Source organism: Erwinia sp. Leaf53 (assembly GCF_001422605.1).
GTDB lineage: Bacteria > Pseudomonadota > Gammaproteobacteria > Enterobacterales > Enterobacteriaceae > Erwinia.
Map to the genome: position 1 here is coordinate 45,914 of NZ_LMLK01000001.1, position 23,899 is coordinate 69,812.

Sequence of the window (23,899 nt, forward strand, 5' to 3'; positions counted from 1 at the left end):
AAACGCTGCGCTTTGATGATGGGGGACGGCGGGCCAAAAAGGGCCCCGACAAGCGGGGCCAAAGGGTTCGTCTTAGTGGGCCATCGTTCGACGGCCCGGTGACGAGGAATTACTTATACAGCTCGGCGGTGACGTGGTAGTTGTCCTGCAGGCGTGCTTCAATCACACGGAAAGCAGAAGCGCCCTGTTTATCCGCCTTCTCAGACAGCTGCTGACGGATATCGGTCGGTACGCCGTTGACGCCGCTAACGGTAATGGTGCCCGCAGATTGCAGATTCTGTACCTGCTCGCTGGTAACCAGCTGCGCGGCAGACGCGCCGAAAGCAACGGTAGAGAGCAGGCCGAGCACGGCGATGGTTGTTTTGATTTTCATTGTTCATTTCCTCAATAAGCTCAATGTTCAACAACCTGCGGGATTTCACATCTTAACCAGGTCGTCGATGTCACGGTCGGGCACGGCAGGTGCCCGCGTCATTATTTATTTGTACAGTTCAGCGGTGGCGTGATAGTTGCCGTTGTTATAGGCCTCAATCACCCGGTAGGCGCTGGCACCCTGCTGGTCCGCTTTTTCCGACAGCTGCTGACGGATATCGGTCGGTGCGCCGTCAATACCGCTAACGCTTACGGTGCCAACCGGCTGCAGGTTCTGGCTGGCAACCTGTTCGCTGGTGACCAGGCTGGCCGCGCTGGCACCGAAGGAGAGAACAGAAGCAAGACCCAATGCAGCGATGGTAAAGGTAGTTTTCATAATAGTGACTCCATAAAAGGGTGATGCGATAACCGAAAGGGCTAAAAAGCGTTTATTATTCTTGGGGTTATCGTACTGATTTTGTTGATGATCGTTTGGCCGGGCTTATTTATACAGTTCGGCGGTGGCGTGCCAGTTGCCGTTGTTGTAGGCCTCTACCACGCGGTAGGCGCTGGCGCCTTGCGCATCGGCTTTGGTGTTCAGTGCCTGACGGATATCCATCGGTGAGCCGCCCACGCCGCTGACGCTAATCACGCCAACAGACTGCAGATTTTTTGCCTGATCGGTGTTAACCGATTCTGCGGCAAAAGCACCGAATGACAGGGCAGAAAGCAGGCCAAAGGTGGCAACGGTAGTTTTAACGTTCATGATATTTTTCCTCGTCAATTTTATTATCTTTGCTTGTTAGTGTGATTTGCATCACGGAAACAAGTATAGATCTAATAACGCGAAATATTAATAGCATGCTAATAATTTTTTGTTGGGGTTATTGGTTTCGGATAGGTTTTTTTATAACCGGTTGTTATAAGCAATGCCTTAAATTTAACCACCATCAAAAAAATATGATAAAAATCAAGCCAATATGTCAAATTAACTATTTGTGCTGTTATTTGTGGTAGATCACATTACTACTGGCGTGATTGTGAACCGTCAGAACGCATCAGGCAGGAAAAAACCAGCGTATTGTGCTGTTTTAAGGGGAAGGGGAAAGACGAAAATCAGTCAGAGCCGCGGTGGCGCGGCTCTGACTGATAAGACCGGGGTTAACGGCCCGAAGTAACGTACCGTGGCCTGATACTGGGTGTGACGAGCGATAACGCGCTAAGGCTTACAGCTCCTGCTCAAACAGCACCAGCACTGCGTCGTGCAGCTGTTTCACCGTAAAGCTGCGCGCAGGCGTGATAAAGATGGTGTCATCACCGGCGATAGTGCCGAGGATACCCTCCGCTTTGCCCAGCGAATCCAGCAGGCGGGCGATCAGCTGCGCCGCGCCGGGGCTGGTATGGATCACCACCAGCGCATCGTTATAGTCGATGTCCAGCACCAGGTTTTTCAGCGGGCTGGTGGTGGTCGGCACGCCCAGCTCCGCCGGCAGGCAGTAGACCATCTCCATTTTGGCGTTGCGGGTGCGTACCGCGCCGAACTTGGTCAGCATCCGCGACACTTTCGACTGATTGATGTTCTCAAAGCCATCGTGCTGCAGTGCGCTGACGATCTCGCCCTGCGAGCTGAATTTTTCTTCTTTCAGTAAGGCCTTGAACGCCTTGATCAGTTCTTCTTGTTTTGACGGATTACGCATAGGTTACCGATAAAAGTGAGTTATTAAGGGATACCCGCAGCGGGATATTAAATTATTATGCAATTAAATGAATTTTTATGCAAACAGGAAGTGACAAAATCTGTCTGCAGACCGGCCGGGGAGCGCAGTCTAACAAAGTTTGGAACGAAAAAGTATTTGCCTGCCTTGAATTGATGTGACTAAAAAGTAAACATTTTGTTAGTGTTTAAATTGAAGTTGTTCCGATAAGTGCTATAGGTGTAAGGTAGCGCCGATTTTTTCCGTCTGCCGTTCTCACCGCGCAAAATTCCGTGATTCACGAGCGGCTAGCGCTTTTTCACTGTAAAGCACGCATAGCTCTCGTCATTTTCCTGCCAGATAAAATAAGGTCACAGGCAGACGGATTCTACGGCACTCAACAGATGCACTTATAATAAGGAGTTTAGGATGAAAGTTGCTGTTCTTGGTGCAGCAGGCGGTATCGGCCAGGCGCTGGCCCTCCTGCTTAAAACCCAGCTTCCGGCTGGATCAGAACTCTCCCTGTACGATATTGCGCCGGTGACCCCCGGCGTGGCGGTTGACCTCAGCCACATTCCCACCGCGGTGAGCATCGTTGGCTTCAGTGGTGAAGATGCCACGCCAGCGCTGGAAGGTGCCGATGTGGTGCTGATTTCTGCCGGCGTGGCGCGTAAGCCGGGCATGGACCGCTCTGATCTGTTTAACGTTAATGCCGGTATCGTGCGTAACCTGGTCGAGCAGGTGGCCTCCACCAGCCCGAAAGCCCTGATTGGTATTATCACCAACCCGGTGAACACCACCGTGGCGATTGCCGCCGAGGTGCTGAAAAAAGCCGGCGTTTACGATAAGAATCGCCTGTTTGGCGTCACCACGCTGGATATCATCCGCTCCAGTACCTTTGTGGCAGCGCTGAAAGGTAAGGATCCGCACCAGCTGAACGTGCCGGTGGTGGGCGGTCACTCGGGCGTGACCATTCTGCCACTTCTGTCGCAGATCCCGGGCGTCAGCTTCTCCGAGCAGGAAGCGGCCAGCCTGACCAAACGTATTCAGAACGCCGGTACCGAGGTAGTGGAAGCGAAAGCGGGCGGCGGTTCGGCTACCCTGTCGATGGGGCAGGCGGCGGCGAAATTTGGCCTGTCTCTGGTGCGCGCGCTGCAGGGTGAAGCCAACGTGGTGGAGTGTGCCTACGTTGAAGGCGATGGTGAACATGCGCGTTTCTTCTCACAGCCGCTGCTGTTAGGTAAAAACGGCGTTGAGAAACGCCTGCCGATCGGTGCGCTCAGCGCCTTTGAACAGCAGTCGCTGGAAGGGATGCTGGAAACCCTGAAGCAGGATATTGCCCAGGGCGAAGCGTTCGTTAAGTAATTCTGCTCGGCCAGCCCCACCGTCCGGTGGGGCAACCCTCAGATCAACTGGCCGGGGTGCCGCTGTCCTGCTGTGGATACTCCTGAACGGTGACCGGTAGCGTCATTTCACGCTCGTTACGAATCACCGTGATTTTAATCACCGTGCCCGGCCTGATCTCCGCTACCTGATCCATCGTCTCCAGCGCCGACATCGCCGGCTGGCCGTTGACGTGGGTAATCACATCATTAACCTGCATCCCCGCCAGCGCAGCCGGGCTACCGGGATAGACCTCTTTAATCTGAATGCCCTGAGTATGTTCCAGCCCGGATACCTGATCCGGCAGGCGACGCTCTTCACCATTAATGCCGATCCAGCCGCGGATCACCCGACCGTCACGGATCAGCTTTTCCATAATTTTGCTGGCCAGCCGGGTTGGGATGGCAAAACCGAGCCCTTCCGGCGTTTCGCCGTTGCTGCTTTTATCAAAGGTGAGGGTGTTGATGCCCATCAGCTCGCCCAGCGAGTTAATCAACGCACCGCCCGAGTTGCCGCGGTTGATTGACGCGTCGGTCTGCAGGAAATCCTGATGACGTGACGGGCTTAACCCCACGCGGCCGGTGGCACCGATGATGCCCTGGGTCACGGTCTGGCCAATGTTATAGGGGTTGCCAATCGCCATCACCAGGTCACCAATATGCGCCACCCGCTGCGGATTAATCGGGATCACAGGCAGGTTGGGGGCGCTGATCTTCAGCACCGCCAGGTCGGTCAGCTGGTCAGAACCGACCAGCATCGCCACCAGGCTGCGGCCATCCTGCAGGCGTACCACGATCTGGCTGGCGTCGTTGATCACGTGACGGTTGGTCAGAATATAGCCGCGCGGATCCATAATCACCCCGGACCCCAGCACATCGTTGCCGCTGCTGACGTTACGGCTGTAAACGTAGACCACCGCCGGCGCGGCGCGGCGTACCGCGGCGTTATAGCTGACGGGCTGCTCGTCGGCGCTGTCAACCTGCGGCGTCAGCAGGTTGCCGCCCACGCGCAGGGCGGGCACGGCGACCAGCAGGGCAGCGGCGACAATCAGGCCAAAGATCACGGAACGCAAAAGTTTAGGAAACATGGTTTTAAGCGGTGAATGAATGAACGAAGGGCAGAATAGCATGACTGAGGCGGGCACAGTAGCGGTGCCCGCCGGGGACGTTAACGCAACAGCAGATAAATACTCTCATTGCCGCGGATGACGTTCAGCGCCAGCAGCGCCGGTTTGCTCTCCAGCACCTTACGCAGCTCGGCGATGTTCTGCACCGGCGAGCGGTTGACGCCAACGATCACATCATCCTTCTGCAGGCCGAACTGGGCCGCCGGGGTAGATTTTTCAACGTTATCAACGTGAACGCCTTTGCTGCCATCTTTGGCTGCGCCGTCGCTCAGCGTGGCACCCTGCAGCGCCGGGGTTAGCGGCGCGCTGGTGGCGGTGCTGCTGTTATCGAGCTTAACGCCGACGGTAAGCGGCTTACCTTCGCGCAGCAGGGTGACCTGCACCTCCTGGCCCGGCGGCGTGGTACCAATTTTCACCCGCAGTTCGGCAAAGCTGTTAATCGCTTTATCGTTTACCCGGGTAATGATGTCACCGGCCTTGATACCGGCTTTCGCCGCAGCCGACTGCGGCAGCACTTCGTTGACGAAGGCCCCGCGCTGCACGTCAACGTTAAACGCCTTCGCCATATCGGCGGTCATCTCGGTGCCTTTAATACCCAACTGACCACGCTTCACCTCGCCAAACTCAATCAGCTGCTGCGCGAGGTTGATCGCCATATTGGACGGGATAGCAAAGCCGATGCCGATATTGCCGCCGGAAGAGGCGAGGATCGCGGTATTCAATCCGATCAGCTCGCCGTTCAGGTTGACCAGCGCGCCGCCGGAGTTCCCCTGGTTGATCGCCGCATCGGTCTGGATAAAGTTCTCCAGCCCTTCGAGGTTCAGGCCGCTGCGCCCCAGCGCGGAAACGATGCCGGAGGTGGCCGTCTGGCCGAGGCCGAAGGGGTTACCGATGGCGACGGCAAAATCGCCCACTTTCAGCTGGTCTGAATCGGCGATTTTCACCTGGGTCAGCTTGCTGGCACCCTCCAGCTGGATCAGCGCCACGTCGGTCTGTTCATCGCGGCCAATCAGTTTGGCATCGAACTCGCGGCCGTCACTCAGCTGCACGCGGATTTTTTCCGCCCCGTCCACCACGTGGTTATTGGTCAGCACGTAGCCTTTTTCGGCGTTAATGATCACCCCGGAGGCCAGCCCTTCAAACGGCTGCTTTTGCTCCTCGCCGGGTTCCGCGCCGGGCGCACCCTGGCCGAAGAAACGCTTCAACTGCTCCGGGATCTGCTGCTCTTTATTTTCACTGCCTTCAACATGCACGCTGACTACGGCAGGCAGAACCTGCTCCAGCATCGGTGCCAGGCTGGGCAGCGCCTCGCCCTGAACCTGAGAGGGAAGCGATGCCTGCACAACGGGGATGGAAGCCAGGCTGATACCCAGACTCAGGGCTAATGCGCTGAACATAAATGATGTTTTTTTCATCGTGACGACGCTCTCGCTAGCAGGTGCTGAAAGTTCTGCCGGTACAGGCAGGTGGCAGGCAGAGAGGCGCGGTGCGCCCCTCTCAGTGTGGCTTATTTCGTGCTGGTACGCTCACCACGCAGCAGGCCGGTGGCGCTGTCAGGATAGTCGCGCGGCATCTGCACCGGCGCCTGATCGTTATCGGCTTCTGCTTCGGTCAGCTGCCAGGCAAACGGGTTCTTCTCACCCGGCAGGTTTGGCAGCAGATCGTTCGATCCTTTGGCCATATGCTGATACAGCTGGCGGTAATCGCGCGCCATATTGTCCAGCAGTTCGGCGCTGTGCGCGAAGTGGCTGGTCAGCTCTTCACGATAGTCTGACAGCTCGGCTTTGCTCTTTTCCAGCTCATACTGCAGGCTGCGTTGCTCACGCAGTTTGCGGTTACCAAAACGCATTGCCACCGCGCCGATGATAATTCCAACCACTAAGCCAATAAGCGCGTATTCCCACGTCATAAATTACTCCCATTTTCTCTTCGTTGTTTCACAGGGCCTTCACCATCAATACTAACCACTATAACCGCTAATGTTATCGAAGTGGAATCCTGCCGCTGCTTCGCTTAGTGTAGAGCGACTTTTTTTTCGACGATCGGCGGCCGTGTTCAGGCCTTTTTTCAGGGAATGTGACCAAACTATGCAAACGATGTCCCCGCTGGCGCGCTATGAGCAGGCGCTGGCAAACGGTGAGTACCAGCCTGATGAGGTACAGCGTGCCGCCATGACCCGTCTGAACGGGATCTGGCAGGCGTTGAGCCAGCAAACCCCGTCGGCGGTGAGCCAGGGCGGTGGCCTTTTTGGCAGGCTGAATAAGTTGCTGGGTAAAGGCAAGCCCGCGGTGCAACAGCCGGTGCGGGGCCTGTATATGTGGGGCGGCGTCGGGCGTGGCAAGACCTGGCTGATGGACAGCTTTTTTCAGTCAATTCCTGGTGAGCGCAAGCAGCGGCTGCACTTTCACCGCTTTATGCTGCGGGTGCATGAAGAGCTGACCCAGCTGCAGGGGCACAGCGATCCGCTGCAAATTGTTGCCGATCGTTTCAAAGCCGAAACCGACCTGCTGTGCTTCGATGAATTTTTTGTGTCAGACATCACCGACGCAATGCTGCTGGGCACGCTGATGGAGGCGCTGTTCAGCCGCGGCATCACCCTGGTGGCCACTTCCAATATCCCGCCGGACGATCTCTACCGCAACGGCCTGCAGCGCGCACGCTTTATGCCGGCGATTGCGATGATTAAACAGCACTGTGAAGTGATGAACGTCGATGCGGGCATCGATTACCGCCTGCGCACCCTGACCTCGGCCCATCTGTGGATGACGCCACTGGGCGCAGAGACCAGCAAAGAGATGGAGAGGATGTTCGTCGCGCTGGCCGGTAAGCCGCGGGTTGAGCACGAGCCGCTGACCATCAACCACCGTCAGCTGCCGACGCTGGGCGTGGCGGAAGGGGTGCTGGCGATGAATTTCCTCGCCCTGTGTGGGGAAGGGCGCAGCCAGCACGACTATATTGAGCTTTCCCGCCGTTTTCACAGCGTATTGCTGTATGATGTGCCGGTGATGATTTACAAGACCGAAGACCAGGCACGGCGCTTTCTGGCGCTGGTGGATGAATTTTACGAGCGTCACGTAAAATTGGTGGTTTCGGCGGAAGCATCGCTGTACGAAATTTATCAGGGCACGCGGCTGAAGTTTGAATACCAGCGCTGCGTCTCCCGTCTGCAGGAGATGCAGAGCGAAGAGTATTTGCGCCTGCCGCATCTGCCCTGAAACGTGAATCCGGACCGCAGCAGAACAGGAATTTTATCGCAAAAAACGTTCGATTTTTGCGGATGACTTCTCTATACTCTTGCGACCCCACGTTACTGCAAAGGTTTTTTTCCCAAAACTCTTTGTGCTCTGGTAACTCTATCCGAAGGGGTGGGCTTGCTGGACAAGATGGTCGTGTGAGCTCCAACCGTTTATTCAAGCGTTTGGGATTTCACCAACGTGTAACTTAATTTGGGTAAGCTTTTAGATGAAAACTTTTACAGCTAAGCCAGAAACCGTCCAACGTGACTGGTATGTTGTTGACGCAACAGGCAAAACCTTAGGTCGTTTAGCGACTGAACTGGCTCGTCGTCTGCGCGGTAAGCACAAAGCGGAATACACTCCGCACGTCGATACTGGTGATTACATCATCGTCCTGAACGCAGAAAAAGTTGCCGTAACCGGTAACAAGCGTACTGACAAGATTTATTACCATCACACCGGCTTCGTCGGTGGTATCAAGCAAGCGACCTTCGAAGAGATGATTGCTCGCCGTCCTGAGCGTGTGATTGAAATCGCGGTTAAAGGCATGCTGCCAAAGGGCCCGCTGGGTCGTGCTATGTACCGTAAACTGAAAGTTTACGCGGGCAACGAGCACAACCATGCGGCACAGCAACCGCAAGTTCTTGACATTTAATCGGGATTACAGGCAATGGCTGAGAATCAAAACTACGGCACTGGTCGCCGCAAAAGCTCTACCGCTCGCGTATTTATCAAGCCGGGCAGTGGTAACATCGTTATCAACCAGCGTTCATTAGAACAGTACTTCGGTCGCGAAACTGCCCGCATGGTAGTTCGTCAGCCGCTGGAACTGCTGGACATGGTCGGTAAATTCGATCTGTACATCACCGTTAAAGGTGGTGGTATCTCTGGTCAGGCTGGTGCGATCCGTCACGGTATCACCCGCGCTCTGATGGAGTTTGACGAGTCACTGCGTGGCGAACTGCGTAAAGCAGGCTTCGTTACTCGTGATGCACGTCAGGTTGAACGTAAGAAAGTCGGTCTGCGTAAAGCACGTCGTCGTCCTCAGTTCTCCAAACGTTAATCTGTTCTGCTCCGGCAGAATTGGTTATGCGAAAACCCGGCGCCTGGCGCCGGGTTTTTTACATTTTGTGACTGCAAAAAAAGCGAAACGTCTTCCGCTTTGGCATTTTCCCCGTCAAATCGGCGTTCCCTGCCCCACAAGCTGGCTAAAATCTGGTAAACTGTGTGTCACTTTGTGCCTATTGGCCGGGTAATGACGCGTGTATCCTGACTCGTTTTAGGGGCGGTCTATCTTCGGGCTAATGGCAATAATGAGTCGCCGCGTGGATGGCTATTCGCAGTAATTTTCTCGATAAACTTGGAGGTTTACATGGCTGTCGCTGCCAACAAACGTTCGGTAATGACGCTGTTTTCTGGTCCGACTGACATTTTTAGCCATCAGGTGCGTATCGTACTGGCTGAGAAAGGCGTGAGTGTCGAGATCGAGCAGGTTGAAACGGATAACCTGCCGCAGGATCTGATCGACCTCAACCCGTATCGTACCGTGCCAACGCTTGTCGATCGTGAACTGACGTTGTACGAGTCCCGCATCATCATGGAATACCTCGATGAGCGTTTCCCGCATCCTCCGCTGATGCCGGTTTACCCGGTAGCACGCGGTGAAAGCCGCCTGATGATGCACCGCGTCGAGCAGGACTGGTACAGCCTGATGTACAAAATTGAGCAGGGCACGGCGCAGGAAGCCGAGACCGCGCGCAAACAGCTGCGTGAAGAGCTGCTGGCGATTGCGCCACTGTTCGCCCGCACGCCGTTCTTTATGAGCGACGAGTTCAGCCTGGTTGACTGCTATCTGGCTCCGCTGCTGTGGCGTCTGCCGCTGCTGGGCATTGAGTTAATCGGTGCCGGTTCGAAAGAGCTGAAGGGCTATATGACCCGCGTCTTTGAGCGTGACTCCTTCCTGGCCTCGCTGACCGAAACAGAGCGTGAAATGCGCCTGCAAACGCGGGGCTAAGCCAGATGGAAATGTCGCAACTTACCGCCCGTCGACCTTACCTGTTGCGCGCTTTCTATGAGTGGTTACTTGAAAACCAGCTGACGCCGCACCTGGTGGTTGATATTAATCTGCCTGGCGTCAGAGTACCGCTGGAGTACGCGCGCGATGGGCAGATCGTACTGAACATTGCGCCCGGTGCCGTGGGCAACCTCGAACTGGGCAACGAGGACGTGACCTTCAATGCCCGCTTCGGCGGCGTGCCGCGACACGTTTCCGTTCCACTGGCCGCCGTTCTGGCCATCTACGCCCGTGAAAACGGTGCCGGTACCATGTTTGAACCGGAACCGGCCTACGATGACGTCAGCGAGCATGATGCCGCTAACGTGGCGGACGACAGCAGTGAAACGGTGATGTCGGTGATCGATGGCGATCGCCCTGACGACAGCGTACCCGGCGATGATGCCGGCCCGGATGACGAGCCGCCGCCGCGCGGTGGGCGCCCGGCGCTGCGCGTGGTCAAATAACGCCGAACAGCAAAGCAGTAACAAAAAAACGGGCCGCATGGCCCGTTTTTTATTGCCGCCAGAACAGGGTGCTTCCCCTTCTGGTGGTACCCGCAGCGGCCCTCAGCACGGGCCGCTCTGTCGGTTAATAGACGTCGCGCAGGTAACGCTTTTCTTTCTTCAGCTGGTCGATGTAATCGCCCGCACGTTCCGCCGACATGCCGCCGTGCTGAACCACGATCTCATACAGCGCCCTGTCGACGTCCTTAGCCATGCGTGAAGCATCGCCACAGACGTAGAAGCTGGCACCTTCTTCCAGCCAGGCAAACAGCTCAGCACCTTTTTCCAGCATGCGGGTCTGCACGTAGATTTTCTCGGCCTGATCGCGGGAGAACGCCAGGTCCAGGTGGGTCAGCAGGCCGCTTTCATGCCAGGCCAGCAGTTCATCCTGGTAGATATAGTCGTGTTCCTGATGCTGGTCGCCGAAGAACAGCCAGTTTTTGCCGGTGGCGCCTGTCGCTTCACGCTCCTGCAGGAAGGCGCGGAACGGTGCAATACCGGTGCCCGGGCCGATCATGATCATCGGCGCGGCACTGTTGGCCGGCACGCGGAACGCTTTATTCGGCGAGATAAAGATTGCCGGCTTGCCGCCACGGCCCACGCGCTCGGCCAGATAAGTGGAGCAGACGCCGTTACGCGCGCGTCCGGCGCTGTGGTAGCGCACCGACGCCACGGTCAGGTGCACCTGATTCGGGTGCGCCTTCGAGCTGGAGGAGATGGAGTACGCGCGGTACTGCAACGGACGCAGCAGGGTGACAAACTCTGCGCTGCTCAGCGTGCGGCTCAGATCCAGCTGCAGCAGGTCGAGGGTATCTTTGCCCCACAGCCATACGCCCAGCGCGTCCTTATCGTCATGCTGCAGCACGTGGCGCAGCTCCTGGTTGGTGGTGTTCTGGCCCACCCATTCGATCAGCTTGCGTGACGGCTCTGAGATTTCGAACTGATAGGTCAGCAGGTCACCCAGGCTACGGTCAAAGCCCGGCACCGGAGTCTGATAATCGGCTTTCAGCTGGGCCAGCAGCAGTTCCACCAGCAGCGGATCGTTGACCGGGATCACGCCCAGCGCATCACCGGCTTCATACTTCAGGCCGCTGTCGGTGAGATCAAACTCAAAGTGACGGATCTCTTTGCCTGACGCGTCGCCGGAAAGGCGCTTGTTGGTCACCAGCGCAGAGGCGTACGGATTATTCTTGTTGCTGCCCGGGATCACCGGCGCTTCAGGGGCGTTTTCCAGCGCTGTGCCGCTGCTGCCGGCGCTGGCCGCAAACTGCGGCATCGAGCTGTCAATCCAGGCGCTGGACGGCTCTTCAAAATCGATGTCGCAGTCGATACGATCGTAAACGCGCTTCGCGCCCAGCTGCTCCAGGCGCATATCGAAGAACTTCCCGGACTGGCAGAAGCCATCGTAGCTGGTATCACCAATCGCCAGTACCGCGAAGTGCATTTGCTCCAGACGCGGCGCGGTGCTGGCGGAAAGTGCCTGCCAGAACATTTCGGCGTTGTCCGGCATCTCGCCTTCACCGTAGGTGGAGGTGACGATCAGCACGTGACGCATGCTGGCGAACACCTCGATGTCTACTTCACCCAACCCCTGAACGACCGGTACCAGGCCTTTGGCACGTGCGGCTTTTGCCGCAGTCTGGGCCAGCGCTTCGGCGTTGCCGGTTTGCGAACCGAACAGGATATGCAGTTGCGTGGTTGCCGCAGCGGCAGCACCGGCCTGCGGCTTGTCTTCCAGCACCAGCAGGCGCGAATGTAAACCGGCGAGGAAACCAGCCAGCCAGAATTTCTGCTCGCCATTGAATGGCGCGTCTTCAGGAATATAAGGAATTTTCATAATGTCGTGTAACTCAATCCCGTTTCGTCGTGTTCAGTTACCCCTGACCGCCGGGCGCGCCGGCCGTCAGGGTTCTGGTCTTATTATCAGGCTAATTTGCCCACTGCGGCAGCCAGTTCCGGCAGTGCGGCACGGGCAAACAGTTCTTCAAAGTCCGGCAGCCCGCCCAGCACCTCGCGGTTACGCGCGTCCTGGTAAATGATCCAGCCGTAGGTGGCCAGGCTGTCCATCGAGCGAATATTACGCTGGGTCAGGGCAGCCTTATAGTCCGCCATACGCTTGGCGGCGATCAGGCAGGAGAGCTGCTCATCGCTGTAGTTCTCAATCGCCGCGCGGGCATGACGCTGCAGTTTGGCGATCAGCGCGAAGTCTTCAGTCATCAGCAGGTTACGCACCGCTTTCTCGACCGCCGCATCGTCCACCGCGGTGCCTTTCGGCAGACGGGAGAGCGCCACCTGCTGCGCCGAGCTCAGCACGGTGTAGTTGTTCAGCAGCACCAGCATTTCCGGGGTATCGGTCGCGCCGTAGGCCGGAACGGCACCGTTGGCGATCGGCTTACCTTCACGCCAGGCCGCTTTAAACTTGCTGACCTGGTGCGCTGCCAGCGCGGTAGAGAGCTCTTCCAGCAGATCCTTACGGGCTTTCGCCTTAAGGATTTCCCCGCTGTCCTGATACAGCAGCAGCGAACGCGGCATCACGTAGACAAAGTGCTGGCTCTCGCTCTCCCAGTGGTCAAGCAACCACTGCGCGCGCGCGGAGCCGGTGGCAGCCAGGTGCCACTGCAGCAGGGTCACCACCGCCTGCAGGTGCACGCGGGCCATCTCATTATCGTCGGTAATGCTGCCCAGCAGCACCGAATCCGCCGCAACGGAGCCGGCCAGCGTGCCGTACGGGTCGTACTGGTAGGCGAAGCCGCCGCTCATGCCGTTACCGAAGCCGGTACCGTAGGTACCGAGGTTCAGCACCGCGCCGTTGGTCATGTATTCGCAGCAGAAGTCGCCCACGCCTTCCACCACCGCGGTGGCGCCGGAGTTACGTACCGCGAAGCGGTCACCTGCCTGGCCCTGCACGAACAGACGTCCGCCGGTGGCGCCAAACAGCGCAAAGTTGCCCACCAGCACGTTGCCTTCGGCATCCTGCGAACCGCCGCCCGGCGACAGCACGATAATTTCGCCACCGCACTGGCCTTTGCCCACGCCATCGTTACAGGTGCCGGAGTGGGTCATCATCATGCCGTCGTTACAGAACACGCCGTAAGACTGGCCAGCAGAGCCGCTGGTGGCGATGGTCACGGTGCGTGGCGCCAGGTAGCGACGGCCGCGATCGTCTTGCAGCACGCCAGGCAGGGCATTCAACTGTTCTGCGCTCAGCTGATGGTTCAGCCTGCGTTCGATATCGATCGCCAGTTGACCGCCGACGCTCTTGTTACGGTTGTTCAGCGTCACGCCGTCACCCAGCTGAATATCGCTGGTGCGGGTGGCGACCAGCTGACCGTCGAGCAGCGCTACCCAGCCGTCGTCCAGCTCAAAATCTTTCTCCAGATAGACCGGACGGGCAATTTTCACTTCCGGTACGACGGTCAGCATGGCGCGCAGATCAAGGCGGCCCACTTCCAGCGGGTGGTCCATCAGGTGCAGCAGGTCGGAACGTCCGCGGGCTTCGCGCAGCGAGCGCAGGCCAAGGCGGGCCAGCATTTCACGCACTTCCTGCGCCACGTTGATGAAGTACTGCGCCAGCTGCCGCGGATCGCCGTCAAAGGCCTCCGCGTTGGTGGTCAGGCCGGCCGGGCACTTCACGTTACAGTTCTTCGCCATCACGCACTTCAGCATCATCAGCGCGGTGGTACCAAATTCGAAGCTGTCGCCGCCGAGCAGCGCGGATTTCACCACGTCGCTGCCGGTCTGCTGTGCGCCGGAGCAGCGCAGCAGCACCTTCTCACGCAGGCCGTTGGCGCACAGCGCCTGGTGCACTTCGGCGATGCCGATCTCGGCCACGCGGCCGGTGTACTTCAGGCTGGTGACCGAGGCTGCGCCGGTACCGCCGGTGTTGCCGGCGACGTTGATCACGTCCGCGCCGGCTTTCGCCACGCCGACGGCGATGGTGCCGATCCCTTCTGAGGAGACCAGCTTAACGATCACCTTCACGCGGGCGGCCTTACAGTCGTGGATCAGCTGGGCGAGATCCTCAATCGAGTATGTATCATGGTGCGGCGGCGGGGAAACCAGCTCCACGCCTGGCGTACCGCCACGCGCGGCCGCGATCTCTACCGTTACTTTTGGTGACGGCAGCTGGCCGCCTTCGCCGGGTTTTGCCCCCTGGCCGATTTTGATCTCCAGCTCTTCCAGCATCGGATCGGCCAGGTACGCCGCCCAGACGCCGAAGCGGCCGGACGCCAGCTGTTTAATCCGTGACGCGCGGATGGTGCCGTGACGGGAGTAGTGCTCACCGCCTTCACCGCAGTTGCTCATGCCGCCGACCATATTGGTACCGTGCGCCACCGCCTCGTGCGCCGGGGCGACCAGCGCACCGTGGCTCATTGCACCGGACGCAAAGGTGCGGGTGATCTCATGGGCCGGCTGCACCTCGCTTAACGGCAGCGACGGCAGGGTGGTGAAGATGCGCGACAGATAATCGGCCGCGTCGCCGGTAGCGGCGATCTGCAGGCCGTCGGCGGTGACTTCAGCGTGCTCAATCTGCCCGGCAAAACGGTTTTTCAGCGCGGTGGCCAGGGTCTGCAGACGCTCCGCGAGCGGCTTCAGCCCCTCGATGGCGTCAGTGAGGCGCAGCGTAAAGCGTCCCGCTTCGCCGGCAACGGCTTCGCACACCAGACCACGCACGGCAAAGCCGTTGTTGACCAGCGAATAGCGGCCCAGCTTGCGGCTGAACTCGGTCAGGCTGTCGACGTGGGTCAGGTCGCACGGGAAGGCCAGAATATCGCGCAACGCGGCCGGACGGCGTTTACGCTCTTCATGCATCAGGCTGGAGAACTGACGGTAGTCCGGCGTGATGGTAAAGGCGTCGATCACCGCGTTAGGGATGCGCTCAAAGCTGCTGTCCTCAAAGGCTTTCGCTTTGATGTTGAAGGCGTTATCCAGCCGTGCCAGGGTCAGCAGGCGAATAAACTGATCTTCTTCGCGTGCTTTGTCGGAGAAGCGGATCGGCTGCTCCGTCATATCAATAAAGGTGCGCACGGCGATGGTGCCGTAAGAGTGGCCCGCGCCTTCCGCACGCTCTTTAAACAGGCCGAGCAACGGCACTTCCGCTTCGCCCTGAATTCTCAGTGCGCTCTGATGCCAGTCCACCGCCATCTGGGCGATGGAGGCAAAGCCCGCGCCACCGACCGGAGTCTTAATGTTCGGGAAGTATTTTTTCAGCACGCGGTCTTCGGTATTCAGGAAGTTCGGCTCGAAGAATTCACCACAGCTGTAGCTCTCTACGGTACAGAGGCCGACTTTACCCATGGTTTTCATCAGCGCTTTTTCAGCCGCTTTGGCATAGCGCTTAAAGGCCTTGTTACCCTCTTCGCCTTCGCCGTACTTCTCTTCGGCACGCATCTGCACGCCGAGCGGATAGACGGCTGAGGCACCGAAGCCCAGCGTAGCGGCGATATGGTGTGAAGAGATGCTCTGGCCGCTCTCCACCACCAGCGAAACGTCAAGACGCAGGCCTTCCTGCACCAGGCGCTGGTTGATCGCTGACACCACCAGCAGCATCGGCATCGCCGCGCGGGTGGAGGAGATATGACGGTCGGTCAGGACGGCGATGCCGCCCTGTTCGCGGGCGAAGTCCACCACCTGCTGGGCCAGATCGTCGATGGCCTGTTCCAGCGCGTCGGCGTTGGCCTGACGGCTCTGTGCATCGCTGCCGGTGACCGGCAGGTAGAGCATCTCGAAGCGCGCATACGGCGCCACGTCCTGCTCGCGCAGCTGCAGCATATCAAGGTGGGTCAGGATCGGGCTTTTCACCACGATCTGACGGCCTTTGCTGCGGCCCAGATGCGGCTTGGCACCGAGCGCCACGCGCAGGGTCATGCCGTCTGCCTCGCGGATCGAGTCCAGCGGTGGGTTGGTGACCTGGGCAAAACGCTGGGAGAAGTAGTGCGCCATGCCGCCTTCGTGGTCGGACAGGGCGTTGATGGCGTTGCCGTAACCCATCGCCGAGATCTTCTCAGCGCCGGTGGTCAGCATCGGGTCCATCATGAACTTGAAGCTTTCCTGGTTGTAGTAGTAGGCCACAAACCGCTGGTAGGTCTTCAGATCGCCGCTGTAGCGCAGCGGGGAACCCTGTTTCTCGGCCGGGATCACCGGCAGGTCCTGCAGGGTCACGCGCGACTGTGCCAGCAGCGCCGGGTAGTCCTGTTCTGCGGCCAGCTTCTCCAGCGCTTCCACGGTGGTGTAGCTGCGCCGATCGTTATGGTCCCAGTAGAGCATACCGCCGGCTTCAATACGGCCGCGGCGCAGTACGCTCTCCGGTGGGAAGGCAATCTGGCCGGCTTCAGACATCGCGCCGATATAGTCAGCGGTTTCCACCGAACGCAGCGGGCGCAGGCCAAGGCGGTCAAGACGCGCGCCGATGATTTCACCGTTACCGAAGATCAGCGCCGCCGGGCCGTCATTCTTCTCTTCATACAGCGAGAAGTACTCAAGCATCGCGCGCACGTTGGCGGACAGCGCGTCATCGTTTTCCCAGGCCGGCGGCATCATCGATACCACGGCGAGGATCAGGTCGAGGTTATCTTCCATCAGGCGGCTGTGAATGCTCTGGTCAAGGCGCGAGCTGTCGGACTGCCCTTTAGGGCGAACGATAGTCTTACCGCGCGCGGAGGCCAGCGCCGACTCCGCAATGCGGTTTTTACGATCGGTATTCAGTTCACCGTTGTGCGCCATCAGGCGGAACGGCTGTGCCATGGTGGTGTGCGGATCGGTGTTGGTGGAGAAACGGGTATGGAAAAACAGGCCGCGTACGCCGTGATCGGGATCGGTCAGATCCTTAAAGTAAGGGATCACTTCATTAGAGTTGAGGCGAGCTTTAAATACCTGGGTGCGTGATGAGAGCGACAGCGGGTAGAGGCCGCCAAATTCGCTTTCGGTAAAGGCACGGGCTTCGATATCCAGCAGGGCGCGATAGATGCGCTTTTCGAAATCGGTTTGATCCGCGAGGTCTTGTGGCGCGGCAAACACCCACTGCACGATCGGCAACTGGGAAGGGATGGCGGCCGGGCGCAGCACGCTGGTGTCCAGCGGCATATCGCGCCTGAGGATCACCGGCAGGCCATGTTTTGCCAGCGTCTCTTCGACCAGCTGCTCCGCATTGGTGCGCAGTGCACCATCTTTGGGCAAAAAGAAGTTGCCAACGCCAAACTGGCCGAACTCCAGCGGCAGGCCGGTTACCTTGCGGAAGAACTGCAGGGAGATATCGACGTTAACGCCGGCACCATCGCCCACGCCCTCTGCTGACATGCCGCCACGATGCGGCACGGTGCACAGCGCGCTGTGCGCCATCCGGAGGACCTCGTGGGTTTGCTCGCCGTCCTTACGGGTAATAAAACCTACGCCACAACTGTCGCTCTCTTGAGCGGGATCATATAAGCCATAGGGATAAGGTTTTGAACTGGACATCGAGGGCCTCCTTAACTTCTTTTTGACATTACCTATATTATTTCAAGCACATAGCCAGGATGAGCAGCGCTCAGGGCGATGTAACATTTTCTTTTTTTGCCGCTATAAGGCGGACACCACTACGCCGGGCAAGCCATTAAAAGACGTGGGATAACGTCCCTGAATGGAGCCTGCTCTGAATTCCTGGTCTCATTTACGGAGAAACTGATATCACGAGGGGGTGGTCTTGTGGCAGAGATATGCCAGCACAAGGGCCCTTCAGGATTGCTTCCAGCGGATTTCCAACTTATCGGGAAAGCGAACCGAGGTCAAATAGGGTTCTTAGTTATGGTTTTTGGTGCTAATAAAATGCTACATGTATGATATTTATAGTTAAATTGTCACTTTTTGCTGCTATAGGCGTATATTTAGCAGGGGCGGAAGTGTGAGCTGACTCACTATAGGGCAGCGAGCAAATCTCTGCACCATGCTGGCGTTGGGTTTTTTTGCAGCAGAATATGCCGTCGTGGGGTCTGTAAACACATAAACGCACTGTTTTTAACCCGGCGGCAGATTTGAATTAAACAGGGGGGGTTATAAGCAAAATTAATCACCATAATGGTGCATAAATTCTCACATGGTGTGATTTGTTATTCGTTTTAGTTAAATGGAGGAGAACGTAGGAAAGGACGCAACATACTGATGAATACGGGCTGTAGCGGCTGGTGCGGGTCTGCGTGTCGCCCAGAAAGTTATGCAGTCATTAAATTCAGTCAATATGCAACCGGCTTGATTTTCCCTGCCGCACGGCCGCACGCGGCTCTGGCCTGATAACCTACGGACAGCGCGGCACCGCGCTGGTTTGCCGCCTGCGGCGGGGTGAAAGCGGCGCGGCGTCGAAAATACCGCTATCTCCCGGTTCAGGCGTCAGTGGTGCTGCACCGTTATTGTGCAACGACGGATCGGATCCCGCGTTGGTGTTTTAGCCATTTCCGGTATGATTACCGTATCGGAGCATAAGAGAATCTCTATGAAACAGATACGGTTATTAGCGCAGTACTACGTGGATTTGATGGTCAAACTGGGGCTGGTGCGCTTCTCGCTGCTGCTGGCATCGGCGCTGGTGGTGCTGGCGATGATCGTGCAGATGGCGGTGACCATGGTATTGCGCGGCCATGTGGAAAGCATCGACATGGTGCGTTCGGTGTTTTTCGGCCTGCTGATCACCCCGTGGGCGGTCTATTTCCTGTCGGTGGTGGTGGAGCAACTGGAAGAGTCCCGCCAGCGGCTGGCCCGGCTGGTGGATAAGCTGGAAGAGATGCGCCACCGCGATCTGGAGCTGAACCAGCAGATGAAGGAGAACATCACCCAGCTCAACCAGGAGATCGCCGACCGTATTAAGGCGGAAGAGGCGCGTCTGCAGGTGATGACCCGCTTAAAAGAGGAGATGGCGCGGCGCGAGCAGGCGCAGATCGAGCTGGAACAGCAGTCCTCCTTCTTACGCTCGTTCCTCGATGCCTCACCGGATCTGGTATTTTACCGCAACAGCGACCAGCAGTTTTCCGGCTGTAACCGTGCCATGGAGCTGCTGACCGGCAAAAGTGAAAAGCAGCTGATCGGCCTGACCCCGAACGACGTGTATGACAATGATGCCGCAACCAAGGTGCTGGAAACCGATGAGAAGGTGTTCCGCCATAATGTGTCGCTGACCTATGAGCAGTGGCTACAGTATCCGGACGGCCGCAAGACCTGTTTTGAGATCCGCAAAGTCCCTTATTACGATCGGGTTGGCAAGCGCAGCGGCCTGATGGGCTTCGGGCGCGATATTACCGAGCGTAAGCGCTACCAGGACGCGTTAGAGAACGCCAGCCGTGAGAAGACCACCTTTATCTCAACCATCAGCCACGAGCTGCGTACGCCGCTGAACGGCATCGTCGGTTTAAGCCGCATTCTGCTGGACACCGAACTGAATCAGGAGCAGCTGAAGTACCTGAAAACCATTCATGTCTCGGCAATCACCCTCGGCAATATCTTTAACGACGTGATTGAGATGGACAAAATTGAACGGCGCAAGGTGCAGCTGGATAACCAGCCGATCGATTTCACCGGTTTTCTTGCCGACCTGGAAAACCTCTCAGGACTGCTGGCGGAGCCAAAAGGGCTCAGGTTCATCCTGTCGCCGCGGCAGCCGCTGCCGCACAAAATCATCGCCGACGGCACGCGGTTGCGGCAGATCCTGTGGAACCTGATCGGCAACGCGGTGAAGTTTACCCGCGAGGGCGAGATCGTGGTGCGGGTGGGCTACCGCGAGGGCGACATTCTGTGCTTTGAGGTGGAAGACTCCGGGATGGGCATCCCACAGGACGAGCAGGACAAAATTTTTGCCATGTATTATCAGGTGAAAGACCAGCGCGGCGGTAAACCGGCGACCGGTACCGGTATCGGGCTGGCCGTTTCCCGGCGGCTGGCGCAGAACATGGGTGGCGACATTACGGTGCGCAGCGCGCCGGGTAAAGGCTCCTGCTTCACCCTGATGCTCAACGCCCCCAGGGTGGTGGAAGAGGTCGAGGACGAGCAGCCGGCAGACGATCTGCCGTTACCCGCGCTGCACGTGCTGCTGGTAGAGGATATTGAACTGAACGTGGTGGTGGCCCGCTCGGTGCTGGAGAAGCTGGGCAACAGCGTTGAGGTGGCGATGACCGGCCAGGCGGCGCTGGATATGTTCGACCCGGATGAGTTCGATCTGGTGCTGCTGGATATCCAGCTGCCGGACATGACCGGGCTGGACGTGGCGCGGGCGATCCATCAACGCTATGCAGGGCAGCCGCTGCCGCCGCTGGTGGCCCTGACGGCGAACGTGCTGAAGGACAAACGTGAGTATCTGGATGCCGGCATGGATGACGTGCTGAGCAAGCCGCTGGCGGTGCCTGCGCTGACCGCCACTATCAAAAAATACTGGGATTATCAGCCGGAGGGTGAACTGCCGGCAGAGGAGAGGATTATGGATGAGAAAAAACTGGCCTTACTCGATATCACCATGCTCGAGCAGTATATCGAGCTGGTCGGGCCAAAGCTGATTCATCAGAGCATGGAGATGTTCGAACAGATGATGCCGGGTTATCTGGAGGTGCTGGAGTCGAACATGATGGCGCGTGACCAGAAAGGCATTGCGGAAGAGGGGCACAAAATTAAGGGTGCCGCCGGCTCTGTCGGTCTGGTGCACTTACAACAGGTGGCGAAGCAGATCCAGAGCCCGGAACTTCCCGCCTGGTGGGACAACGTGCAGGAGTGGATCGACGAACTCAGACACGAATGGCGCAATGATGTCGCGGTACTGCGTGAATGGGTGAATGAACGGGGCTAGAAAAAAATGACCCCGGCCGAGGCCGGGGTGCGCGAATACTGCGCCAACACCAGGGAAAAGGGTCATCTGCGCTAGTGTAATAAGAGTGTTCAGCACAGGTTCAGGTATTGGGTAAATCAACGCTACTACCTTAGCAAATCTATCATCACATGTTACCAGATTCATTAAAATGTGTGATGTTGAGCAGCGATATTGAACAGGAAACATTAATTCATCCGTTCAGTCAAGTTCGTAATGCAATTAGCGGTTTTTTTGTTTGTATTTTGAACGATTGTCATCTTTCAAATTGCCAGCACTCTGACGTAAATAGTCGACAATTTTGCCTGCACCGGATGGAAAGTGTTGTCTGGTGATTAATCCGGCACACCGGGTATTAAGGCTCTGTTTTTAGTCTTTTTTTAATTACGGCGCCCTGATTTCCGAAACGTTTTGGTTTCTGCTAGCAAAAATGTGCAGCGCGTAATGATGTTATCGAAGCATGCTGACCCAATTCAGCAGAATAATTAACCAGCCACCCCGGAGGAAAGCCACTGTTTTTTGGTCGTCCGGCGCTGTTTTTCGCTGGCAAACAGCAATATGCCGTAAGAGTTCTTACGAAATTTATAAGCAGCATAAATCATTTGTGCGCATGTCAACTTGCCGGCGGCGTGCGGTGAGGGCCGGCGTTAAACCGTGTCTGTCGGACGGCGGCCAGGGTGAGAAATCCCTCAACGGCTGCCTGTGTCATAATGGTGGCTGGCCGAATTGAAATAACAGGGAGAGACCTGGGTGGAGTCTGGTAAATGAAGCGTGGTAATGGCCGCCTGATGGCGCGTTGTAAGGCGTACCTGTTGCGCCTGTTGCTGATTATTCCCGGCGTATGGCTGACAGGCATTGTCGCCTTTGCTTTTCTGCCGGTGCCGTTCTCTGCGGTGATGGTCGAGCGGCAGCTCGGGGCCTGGTTCGGCGGTAACTGGGGCTACGTAGCGCACTCTGACTGGGTCAGTATGGATCAGATTTCGCCGTGGATGGCGCTGGCGGTAGTGGCGTCGGAGGATCAGAAGTTTCCCGAACACTGGGGCTTCGATGTCGATGCGATTCAGTCGGTGCTCGACAGCGAAGGAAAACGCATGCGCGGTGCCTCAACGCTGTCACAGCAGACGGCGAAAAACGTTTTTTTGTGGGACGGGCGCAGCTGGCTGCGTAAAGGGCTGGAAGCCGGACTGACCGTGGGCATTGAGACCGTCTGGAGTAAGCGGCGTATTTTAACCGTCTATCTCAACGTGGCCGAGTTTGGCCCGGGGGTGTTTGGCGTAGAGGAGGCGGCCCAGCGCTACTTCCGTAAGCCCGCCAGCCGCCTGACGCCGGCGGAAGCGGCGCTGCTGGCGGCCGTGTTGCCGAGCCCGCTGCGCTTCAGTGCCGCGGCGCCCTCAGGCTACGTACGCCAGCGCCAGCAGTGGATCCAGCGCCAGATGCGTCAGCTGGGCGGCGAGGGGTTCCTGCGCCAGCACAGGCTACACTGAACGCAGCTGATCTCCCGATGACGCTACTGAACGGCGGCGTCATCGCAGCGGGCAGCGTGCTGCCCGGCCGGTTACTCTTCGTCGAAGCCGGCGTTAAACAGTTCGATCACCGCCGCCAGCGCCGCCTGCTCCTGCGGGCCGCTGGCCTCCACCTCGATATGGCCGCCTTTGGCCGAGTCGAGCATCAGCAACGCGATCACGCTGCTGGCTTCCGCTTCCGTACCACTCTCATTACGCAGCAGCACCTCGGCGTCGAAACTCTGTACCAGCTCAAACAGCTTCATTGCCGGACGGGCGTGCATCCCCAGCTTGTTCTTAATTTCAACGGTCTGCTTTACGGTCATGATTTACGTTTTTCCAGCGTACGGTGGCGGGACTGCACGTTTTTACCGCGCGAACGGAAGTAATCGGCCAGCTGCTCGGCAACGTAGACTGAACGGTGCTTGCCGCCGGTACAGCCAATCGCCACCGTCAGATAGCTGCGGTTGTTGGTTTCCAGCATTGGCAGCCACAGTTCCAGATAGCTGCGGGTCTGATAGATGAAGTTATGCACTTCCGTATGACGGTCAAGGAATGCCGCCACCGGACGATCGAGCCCGGTCATCGGGCGCAGTTTCGGATCCCAGTGCGGGTTGGGCAGAAAACGCACGTCAAACACGTAGTCCGCATCGATCGGAATACCGTGCTTAAAGCCAAAGGATTCAAACACCATGGTCAGTTCACGTTCGCGCTTGCCCAGCAGCCGCGTGCGCAACATCTCTGCCAGCTCGTGCACCGACATTTCGGAGGTGTCGATGATCAGGTCAGCGCGGGAGCGCAGCGGCTCCAGCAGGTCGCTCTCTTCGTCGATAGCGCTTTCCAGCGACAGGTTCTTACTGGAAAGCGGATGCAGGCGGCGGGTATCGCTGTAGCGCCGGATCAACGTGTTGCGGTCCGCATCCAGGAACAGCAGCTGTGGGGAGAAACAGTCGGGCAGGCTGTTGAGTGCGGTTTCAAAAATCTCCGGTGACTCCGGCATATTACGCACGTCGATACTCACCGCCGCTGAGATATTGCGCGACGACAGCGAATTGGCCAGATCGGGAAGCAACACCACGGGCAGGTTATCCACGCAGTAAAAGCCCATATCCTCCAGCGCCCGCAGCGCGACGGACTTCCCGGAACCTGAACGACCGCTGACGATCATCAGCACCATTAACTCTTCCCCCAAATTAATCTCATTCCACGGACCGACGCGGCGTCAGTTACCG

Annotated in this window: 19 protein-coding genes; 8 read left to right on the top strand and 11 right to left on the bottom strand. The window is 57.8% G+C overall.

The features are described 5' to 3' along the window. Nucleotides 1-109 precede the first annotated feature (109 nt). From yhcN (ASF13_RS00180) to argR, 4 genes are all read right to left on the bottom strand, one after another. The gene (gene yhcN, locus ASF13_RS00180) at nt 110-373 is read right to left on the bottom strand and encodes a peroxide/acid stress response protein YhcN (RefSeq protein ID WP_056231067.1); all 264 of its coding nucleotides are present in this window, start codon (nt 371-373) and stop codon (nt 110-112) included. A 105-nt stretch (nt 374-478) separates the two neighbouring features. Beyond that, nucleotides 479-748, bottom strand: a complete 270-nt coding sequence (gene yhcN / locus ASF13_RS00185) for a peroxide/acid stress response protein YhcN (RefSeq protein ID WP_056231070.1) — start codon at nt 746-748, stop codon at nt 479-481. Nucleotides 749-853: 105 nt separating this feature from the next. Beyond that, entirely contained in the window at nt 854-1,117 is a 264-nt protein-coding gene (yhcN, locus tag ASF13_RS00190) for a peroxide/acid stress response protein YhcN (RefSeq protein WP_056231072.1), read from the bottom strand. A gap of 460 nt (nt 1,118-1,577) precedes the next feature. Then, nucleotides 1,578-2,048 (bottom strand): transcriptional regulator ArgR, encoded by a 471-nt coding sequence (gene argR / locus ASF13_RS00195; RefSeq protein ID WP_056231075.1) that lies wholly within the window; start codon nt 2,046-2,048, stop codon nt 1,578-1,580. Nucleotides 2,049-2,474: 426 nt separating this feature from the next. On the opposite strand from argR, the gene mdh reads away from it, so the two are divergent. Further along, nucleotides 2,475-3,410, top strand: coding sequence for a malate dehydrogenase (gene mdh, locus ASF13_RS00200; protein WP_056231078.1), 936 nt, complete (start codon nt 2,475-2,477; stop codon nt 3,408-3,410). Between the two features lie 43 nt (nt 3,411-3,453). Here the strand turns inward: mdh and degS are convergent, their stop codons facing one another. From degS to zapG, 3 genes are all read right to left on the bottom strand, one after another. Beyond that, nucleotides 3,454-4,515: an outer membrane-stress sensor serine endopeptidase DegS gene (gene degS / locus ASF13_RS00205; RefSeq protein WP_056231082.1), complete on the bottom strand. Its 1,062-nt coding sequence runs from the start codon at nt 4,513-4,515 to the stop codon at nt 3,454-3,456. An 80-nt stretch (nt 4,516-4,595) separates the two neighbouring features. Beyond that, complete coding sequence (degQ, locus tag ASF13_RS00210; protein WP_056231084.1) at nt 4,596-5,969, bottom strand: serine endoprotease DegQ; 1,374 nt, start codon at nt 5,967-5,969, stop codon at nt 4,596-4,598. A 92-nt stretch (nt 5,970-6,061) separates the two neighbouring features. After that, nucleotides 6,062-6,463, bottom strand: coding sequence for a Z-ring associated protein ZapG (gene zapG / locus ASF13_RS00215; protein WP_056231087.1), 402 nt, complete (start codon nt 6,461-6,463; stop codon nt 6,062-6,064). A gap of 178 nt (nt 6,464-6,641) precedes the next feature. On the opposite strand from zapG, the gene zapE reads away from it, so the two are divergent. The 5 genes from zapE to sspB all read left to right on the top strand — a co-directional run bounded on the left by zapE (nt 6,642) and on the right by sspB (nt 10,310). Beyond that, a complete protein-coding gene (gene zapE, locus ASF13_RS00220) occupies nt 6,642-7,769 on the top strand; it encodes a cell division protein ZapE (protein ID WP_056231090.1) in 1,128 nt (375 codons plus the stop codon). A 247-nt stretch (nt 7,770-8,016) separates the two neighbouring features. Further along, nucleotides 8,017-8,445, top strand: a complete 429-nt coding sequence (gene rplM, locus ASF13_RS00225) for a 50S ribosomal protein L13 (protein WP_056231094.1) — start codon at nt 8,017-8,019, stop codon at nt 8,443-8,445. A 15-nt stretch (nt 8,446-8,460) separates the two neighbouring features. Next, a complete protein-coding gene (gene rpsI, locus ASF13_RS00230) occupies nt 8,461-8,853 on the top strand; it encodes a 30S ribosomal protein S9 (protein ID WP_056231096.1) in 393 nt (130 codons plus the stop codon). Between the two features lie 309 nt (nt 8,854-9,162). Next, nucleotides 9,163-9,804 carry a stringent starvation protein SspA gene (gene sspA / locus ASF13_RS00235; protein WP_056231101.1) on the top strand — a complete coding sequence of 214 codons (642 nt, stop codon included), beginning with the start codon at nt 9,163-9,165 and terminating at the stop codon, nt 9,802-9,804. A 5-nt stretch (nt 9,805-9,809) separates the two neighbouring features. After that, nucleotides 9,810-10,310, top strand: a complete 501-nt coding sequence (sspB, locus tag ASF13_RS00240) for a ClpXP protease specificity-enhancing factor (protein WP_056231104.1) — start codon at nt 9,810-9,812, stop codon at nt 10,308-10,310. Between the two features lie 124 nt (nt 10,311-10,434). On the opposite strand, the gene ASF13_RS00245 is transcribed toward sspB, so the two are convergent. Continuing rightward, nucleotides 10,435-12,186 carry a sulfite reductase subunit alpha gene (locus ASF13_RS00245; protein WP_056231107.1) on the bottom strand — a complete coding sequence of 584 codons (1,752 nt, stop codon included), beginning with the start codon at nt 12,184-12,186 and terminating at the stop codon, nt 10,435-10,437. Nucleotides 12,187-12,272: 86 nt separating this feature from the next. After that, nucleotides 12,273-17,804 (bottom strand): glutamate synthase-related protein, encoded by a 5,532-nt coding sequence (locus tag ASF13_RS00250; protein WP_056231111.1) that lies wholly within the window; start codon nt 17,802-17,804, stop codon nt 12,273-12,275. 1,009 nt (nt 17,805-18,813) lie between these two features. On the opposite strand from ASF13_RS00250, the gene arcB reads away from it, so the two are divergent. Both arcB and mtgA read left to right on the top strand, forming a co-directional pair. Continuing rightward, on the top strand, nt 18,814-21,147 hold the full coding sequence (arcB, locus tag ASF13_RS00255) for an aerobic respiration two-component sensor histidine kinase ArcB (protein ID WP_056231114.1): 2,334 nt from the start codon (nt 18,814-18,816) through the stop codon (nt 21,145-21,147). Nucleotides 21,148-21,953: 806 nt separating this feature from the next. Then, entirely contained in the window at nt 21,954-22,649 is a 696-nt protein-coding gene (gene mtgA / locus ASF13_RS00260) for a monofunctional biosynthetic peptidoglycan transglycosylase (protein ID WP_369814350.1), read from the top strand. A 71-nt stretch (nt 22,650-22,720) separates the two neighbouring features. Here the strand turns inward: mtgA and npr are convergent, their stop codons facing one another. Both npr and rapZ read right to left on the bottom strand, forming a co-directional pair. Further along, nucleotides 22,721-22,993, bottom strand: coding sequence for a PTS phosphocarrier protein NPr (gene npr, locus ASF13_RS00265; RefSeq protein WP_056231120.1), 273 nt, complete (start codon nt 22,991-22,993; stop codon nt 22,721-22,723). Further along, a complete protein-coding gene (gene rapZ / locus ASF13_RS00270) occupies nt 22,990-23,844 on the bottom strand; it encodes an RNase adapter RapZ (protein WP_056231123.1) in 855 nt (284 codons plus the stop codon). Before rapZ ends, npr begins: the two co-directional genes overlap by 4 nt. Between the last annotated feature and the right edge of the window lie 55 nt (nt 23,845-23,899).

Excerpts from the sequence above, each read along its gene's own strand:
- mdh (WP_056231078.1), top strand. The coding sequence starts at position 2,475 with ATGAAAGTTGCTGTTCTTGGTGCAGCAGGCGGTATCGGCCAGGCGCTG.
- sspA (WP_056231101.1), top strand. The coding sequence starts at position 9,163 with ATGGCTGTCGCTGCCAACAAACGTTCGGTAATGACGCTGTTTTCTGGT.
- sspB (WP_056231104.1), top strand. The coding sequence starts at position 9,810 with ATGGAAATGTCGCAACTTACCGCCCGTCGACCTTACCTGTTGCGCGCT.
- arcB (WP_056231114.1), top strand. The coding sequence starts at position 18,814 with ATGAAACAGATACGGTTATTAGCGCAGTACTACGTGGATTTGATGGTC.
- argR (WP_056231075.1), bottom strand. The coding sequence starts at position 2,048 with ATGCGTAATCCGTCAAAACAAGAAGAACTGATCAAGGCGTTCAAGGCC.
- rpsI (WP_056231096.1), top strand. The coding sequence starts at position 8,461 with ATGGCTGAGAATCAAAACTACGGCACTGGTCGCCGCAAAAGCTCTACC.
- ASF13_RS00245 (WP_056231107.1), bottom strand. The coding sequence starts at position 12,186 with ATGAAAATTCCTTATATTCCTGAAGACGCGCCATTCAATGGCGAGCAG.
- mtgA (WP_369814350.1), top strand. The coding sequence starts at position 21,954 with ATGGCGCGTTGTAAGGCGTACCTGTTGCGCCTGTTGCTGATTATTCCC.
- npr (WP_056231120.1), bottom strand. The coding sequence starts at position 22,993 with ATGACCGTAAAGCAGACCGTTGAAATTAAGAACAAGCTGGGGATGCAC.
- ASF13_RS00250 (WP_056231111.1), bottom strand. The coding sequence starts at position 17,804 with ATGTCCAGTTCAAAACCTTATCCCTATGGCTTATATGATCCCGCTCAA.
- zapE (WP_056231090.1), top strand. The coding sequence starts at position 6,642 with ATGCAAACGATGTCCCCGCTGGCGCGCTATGAGCAGGCGCTGGCAAAC.
- yhcN (WP_056231067.1), bottom strand. The coding sequence starts at position 373 with ATGAAAATCAAAACAACCATCGCCGTGCTCGGCCTGCTCTCTACCGTT.
- rapZ (WP_056231123.1), bottom strand. The coding sequence starts at position 23,844 with ATGGTGCTGATGATCGTCAGCGGTCGTTCAGGTTCCGGGAAGTCCGTC.
- degS (WP_056231082.1), bottom strand. The coding sequence starts at position 4,515 with ATGTTTCCTAAACTTTTGCGTTCCGTGATCTTTGGCCTGATTGTCGCC.
- rplM (WP_056231094.1), top strand. The coding sequence starts at position 8,017 with ATGAAAACTTTTACAGCTAAGCCAGAAACCGTCCAACGTGACTGGTAT.
- yhcN (WP_056231070.1), bottom strand. The coding sequence starts at position 748 with ATGAAAACTACCTTTACCATCGCTGCATTGGGTCTTGCTTCTGTTCTC.
- yhcN (WP_056231072.1), bottom strand. The coding sequence starts at position 1,117 with ATGAACGTTAAAACTACCGTTGCCACCTTTGGCCTGCTTTCTGCCCTG.
- zapG (WP_056231087.1), bottom strand. The coding sequence starts at position 6,463 with ATGACGTGGGAATACGCGCTTATTGGCTTAGTGGTTGGAATTATCATC.
- degQ (WP_056231084.1), bottom strand. The coding sequence starts at position 5,969 with ATGAAAAAAACATCATTTATGTTCAGCGCATTAGCCCTGAGTCTGGGT.